Source organism: Streptomyces cahuitamycinicus (genome assembly GCF_002891435.1).
Lineage (GTDB): Bacteria > Actinomycetota > Actinomycetes > Streptomycetales > Streptomycetaceae > Streptomyces > Streptomyces cahuitamycinicus.
The window spans coordinates 1-2,455 of the sequence record NZ_POUC01000717.1 but is presented as its reverse complement, the minus strand read 5'-3'; the positions used below and the strand labels follow the sequence as shown (position 1 = coordinate 2,455).

Annotated in this window: 3 protein-coding genes; all 3 read left to right on the top strand. The window is 73.6% G+C overall.

Annotation, left to right across the window (positions count from 1 at the left end; translation table 11 throughout):
* On the top strand, positions 1–546 hold a 546-nt coding region (locus C1J00_RS42005; RefSeq protein ID WP_146046387.1), incomplete at its 5' end, for an MBL fold metallo-hydrolase.
* Positions 547–900: 354 nt separating this feature from the next.
* Positions 901–2,127: an SCO2321 family membrane protein gene (locus C1J00_RS42000; protein ID WP_102914063.1), complete on the top strand. Its 1,227-nt coding sequence runs from the start codon at positions 901–903 to the stop codon at positions 2,125–2,127.
* Positions 2,124–2,455: SCO2322 family protein (locus tag C1J00_RS41995; RefSeq protein WP_245936725.1), on the top strand; the 332-nt coding region annotated here is incomplete at its 3' end. The genes C1J00_RS42000 and C1J00_RS41995, both read left to right, overlap by 4 nt.

The following is a 2,455-nucleotide window of genomic DNA, read 5'->3' as shown; positions in this document are numbered from 1 at the left end:
CTCCTGGAGCTGCCCGGCCGCCGCCTGCGCGCGATCTGGACCCCGGGGCACACACCGGGCCACGTATGCCTCCACCTGGAGGAGACCCACCCGGCCCAGCTCCCGGGCCGTGGCCGCCTGTTCTCCGGCGACCACCTGCTGCCCGGCATCACCCCGCACATCGGCCTGTACGAGGACCCCGAAGACACCACTGTCACCGACCCCCTGGGCGACTACCTCGACTCCCTGGAGCGCGTCGGCCGACTGGCCCCCGCCGAGGTCCTCCCGGCCCACCAGCACCCGTTCCCCGACGCCGCCGCCCGCGTACGCGAGTTGCTCACCCACCACGAGTCCCGTCTGACCGCCCTGCTCGCTCTGCTCGCCGAGCCCCTCACCCCCTGGCAGCTCGCCGAGCGCATGGAGTGGAACCGCCCCTGGGACCAGATCCCGTACGGTTCCCGCACCATCGCCGTCTCGGAGGCCGAGGCGCATCTGCGGCGGCTGGTGAAGCTGGGCCGGGCGGAGGCGGTGCCGGGGAGCGACCCGGTGACGTACGCGGCGGCGTGAAGACGGCGCAAGCGCAGGGCAACGCGAGGTAGGGGGGCATCGGCCGGGCCGACGGCGGGGCACGTCGGCACCCCGGTGGCGGCCCGGCCGCCCCCTCGGCCGGATTTCACGTGCAGGTACAGTAAGCGGGTCGTCATCACACCGTACGGGGGGAAGCCGGTGCAATTCCGGCGCTGACCCGCAACCGTGAAACCGTCCACCGCGGCGGTGAGCCGGATCGCTTCGTACGGTTTCGTGACCGGCTCACGTGCCCGGCAGACCGCCGGTGCGCGGCACCGTCGAGGTATACGGAGCCGAGCCGCCGGGATGTCCCGTGCTGCCCGGCTCCCCCACAGGGAGAGGCACCCGCCGATCATGAACGTCCGCCGCAGCGCCGCGGTCCTGGCCGCCGTCGCCGTGATCGGCGCCGCCACCCCGGCCGCCGCCGACCCGTCCCCGTCACCGTCCCAGGCGTTCCCCTCCGCCCTGTACGGCGACAAGGACCCGAAGTTCGACGGCGTCTGGCGTCAGTCGCTCGCGCTGCTCGCGCAGGACACCGTGGGTGTGAAGCCGGCGGCGAAGTCCGTGGAGTGGCTGACACGGCAGCAGTGCGAGGACGGCGGCTTCGCCTCCTACCGCTCCGATCCCACCACCGCGTGCGACGCCAAAACCATGCTCGACACCAACGCCACGTCGGCGGCCGTGCAGGCCCTGGCCGCGCTCGGCGGGCACGACGACACCACGCGCAAGGCCGTCGGCTGGCTGAAGTCCGTCCAGAACGAGGACGGCGGCTGGGGCTACTCGCCCGGCGGGGCCAGCGACACCAACTCGACGTCGGTCGTCATAGGCGCGCTCGCCGCCGCGGGCGAGAAGCCGGAGCAGGTCGAGAAGGACGGCAGGTCGCCCCACGACGCGCTGCTGAAGCTCGCCCTGCCGTGTGGCGGGGACGGCGACGGCGCCTTCGCGTTCCAGCCGGACAAGAAGGGCAAGCTCGCCGCCAACGCGGACGCCACGGCGGCCGGTGTGCTCGGCTCGCTGGGCAAGGGCATGGTCGTCGAACCCGGCGAGAAGTCCGGCGAGAAGTCCGACGCGACCTGCGAGAAGGCCGCGACGCCACAGCAGGCGGCGGCGAACGGCGCGGGCTACCTCACCGCCGCCCTCGCCGAGGACGGCAACCACCTCATGTCCGCCCTGGCCGGTGCCGAGCCGCAGCCCGACTTCGGCAACACCGCCGACGCGGCCGTCGCGCTCGCCGCGCGGGGGGACACCGAGCAGGCGGAGAAGGCCGTGCGGTGGCTGGAGAAGAACTCCGCGTCCTGGGCCGCGCAGAGCGGCCCGGCCGCCTACGCTCAGCTGGTCTTCGCCGCCCACGCGACGGGCACGAACCCGCGTGACTTCGGCGGCGCGGACCTCGTCAAGCAGTTGGGCGCGGAGGGCCCGGCCCCTCAGGCCGCCGAGAAGACCAAGACAAAGGCCTCGGACGAGAAGGAGGACTCCGGCTCGGACTTCTTCGGGGTCTGGTGGTACGTCGGCGTCTGCCTGGTCGCCGGCATCGGCATCGGGTTCCTGTTCACCGGCCGCAAGAAGCAGCGGCAGCTGTGATCCGCAGGGCCCTTCTCCTCCTCCTGGCCGCGCTCCTGCTGTGCGCGGGGGCGGGCCAGGCCCAGGCCGCCGGTTACCGGTACTGGTCGTTCTGGGAGCGCGACGCCGACCGCTGGGTCTACGCCACCCAGGGCCCGTCCCTGGCCCGCCCCTCCGACGGCGACGTCCAGGGCTTCCGCTTCGCGGTGAGCGAGGACTCCGCGAGCGCGGTCCGGCCGCGCGGCACGGCCGGCTTCGCGTCGATCTGTGCGAAGACGCCCGCGCGGGAGGGCAGGAAGCGGGTGGCCCTGGTCATCGACTTCGGCACACCCTCGGACGCCCCGGGGGG